Source organism: Kineococcus glutinatus, from assembly GCF_039542765.1.
In the GTDB taxonomy this organism is placed as follows: domain Bacteria; phylum Actinomycetota; class Actinomycetes; order Actinomycetales; family Kineococcaceae; genus Kineococcus_A; species Kineococcus_A glutinatus.
Genome location: NZ_BAABIL010000199.1, coordinates 1 through 2,508 on the forward strand (window position 1 = coordinate 1; position 2,508 = coordinate 2,508).

Sequence of the window (2,508 nt, forward strand, 5' to 3'; positions counted from 1 at the left end):
CCCCTCGTCGCCCACGTTGAGCGGCTGCTGGGCGTCGGTGCGCGGCCAGCTCAGCGGCAGCTGCCCGGTGAACGGCGTGCGCCCGTAGAGGACGTCGGCCACCCCGGCGCCCTCCGAACCGGGCAGCCAGGAGGCCACGAGGGCGTCGGCTCCCGCCAGGGTGCCCGCGGGCAGCACCTGCGTGCGCCCCGACACCACGAGGACCACGCAGGTCGGCACGGCGGCGCACACCCGGTCGACCACCGCGACGTCGCCCTCCTTCAGGGACAGCGACTTCTCCTCCCGCGGCCGCCCCTCGTCGGAGGGGTCGTACGCCCACAGCGGGCCGCCGACGTCACCGAAACCCTCCGCGTACGGGGTCTCCCCCACGACGACGACGCCCACGTCGTGACCGGCGGTGGGCGCGGAGGCGTCGGCGCTGAACGTCACCGCGCCCGCACCGGCCACCTCGCGGATGCCCTGCAGGACCGTCGTGCCCTCGGTGTGCCGCCCGCTCTGGCCCTGCCAGGTGATGGTCCAGCCGCCCATCTGGTTGCCGAGGTCGTCGGCGCTGCGCCCGGCCACGTACACCTTCTGCCCGGTGTCCAGCGGCAGCGCGCCGCCGCGGTTCTTCAGCAGCACCTGGGAGGCGGCGGCCGCCTCGCGCGCGACGGCGCGGTGCGCGTCGGAACCCACCTGCGCCAGCAGGGCGCGGTCGGCGAAGGGCCGCTCGAAGAGCCCGAGCTCGAACTTCTTCGTCAGGATGCGCCGCACCGCGTCGTCGATGCGCCCCGTGCCGACCCGGCCCGCCGCCACCTCCGCGAGCAGCGTCTCGCGGAACTCGGCGTAGTTCTGCGGCTGCATGAACATGTCGAGGCCCGCGTTCACGGCCGTGCGGACGTTCTCCGCGAACTCCCCGCCGATGTGGTCGATGCCGTTGTAGTCGCTGATGACGAAACCGCCGAAACCCTGCTCGTCCTTGAGCCAGCCCTGCACGAGCTCGCCGTTGCCGTGCATGTTGACGGGGTTGCCGACGCCGTCCTCGGTCCAGTCCACGGAGGAGTACGACGGCATGACGGTGCCCACGCCCCAGCGCCGCACGGCGGGCACGTAGGGGGCCAGGTCGATGCGCTCGAACCGCTCCCGGCTGGTGATGGTGTCGCCCTGGTCGATGGGGTACGCGCCGGGCGCGGCGTCCTCGTCGTAGGCGGTGCTGCCGTCGCCGGCGAAGTGCTTGGCGGTGGCGAGCACCCGGTCGGGGCCTGCGAGGTCGGCCGGGGTGTCGCCCTGGAGACCGGCGATGGAGGTCTCGTTGGCGATGACGAGCGCGGGGTGCTCCCCGAACGTCTCGTAGGCGCGGCCCCAGCGGTCGTCGCGGGTGACGCACAGGCAGGGGGCGAACGTCCACGGGATGCCCAGCGGCCGGGTCTCGGCGGCGGTGACGGCGGCGGCCTCGCGGACGAGCCCCGGGTCGCGCGCGGCGCCGAGGCCGACGTTGTGCGGGAAGATGGTGGCGCCGTACACGTTGCTGTTGCCGTGCACGGCGTCGATGCCGTACACGAGCGGGATCTGCAGCGGTGTGGCCAGCGCGTGGGTCTGGTACCCGTCGATCATGTCGGCCCACGCGCGGGGGGTGTTCTCCGCGGGCGTCGAACCTCCCCCGGACAGCAGGGAACCGAGCCGCAGGTCGGTGATCTGCCGCCGGTCGGCGTCGACGCCGGCGCGCTCGGCCTGCACCATCTGGCCGACCTTCTCCTCCAGCGACATCCGGCCCAGCAGGTCGGCGACCCGCTCGGCGACGGGCCGGTCGGGGTCGAGGTAGGGCATGCCGTGCGCGTCGACGACGATCGTAGCGCCGGTGGTGCCCACCCCGGCGGTGTCGGTCCGGAGGGTGAGCGGGATGGTCTCGGCGGTCTCCGCGCCGGGCGTGCTGAGGACCTGCACGCTGACGAGGCGGCGCGCGCCGGAGGCGGTGCCCGCGGGGAAGGTGACGCTGCCGCCGGCCCGGACGTGGTCGACCCCGGGGGTGGCGCTGCCCTCCCCGGTCGCCCAGCGGACCCGCACGGGGCTCTCCAGCGCCCCACCGCCCTCGATCGCCAGGACGAGGGGCACGGTCACGACGCGGCCCTGGGGCGTGAGGTACAGGGTTTCGCCCGCGGCCACGGAGACGTCGCCGGGGGCGGCGGCCGCCGGCAGGGCGGCGGCCAGGGGTGCGGCGGAGAGGGCGAGCGCGCCCCCGGCCAGGACGAGCGGCCAGGAGCGGCGCGCGGATCGGGGGGACGTCGTGGAACGGGTGGGAGGCATGCACGGTCCTCTTCGTCGAGGGATGCGCCCGGGCACCGGCCCGCGGGCCCCGCGGGGCCGGCCGGACGGTCACCGATCCGCCAGGTGGCCGCATCCTGACGCACCGTCACGGGCCCTGACAAGGACGTCCGTGCGGGCGCGGGGGTTCAGGACAGCAGCAGCCGGTCCAGCCGCCGGGCCGCCACCCGCAGGCCCACCACCCCCATGACGGCGAACACCGCGGCG

At 75.2% G+C, this 2,508-nt stretch carries 1 pseudogene; it reads right to left on the minus strand.

Annotation, left to right across the window (positions count from 1 at the left end):
* Positions 1–2,148, minus strand: a pseudogene (locus ABEB16_RS08500) (glycoside hydrolase family 3 N-terminal domain-containing protein); the annotation flags it as partial.
* Between the last annotated feature and the right edge of the window lie 360 nt (positions 2,149–2,508).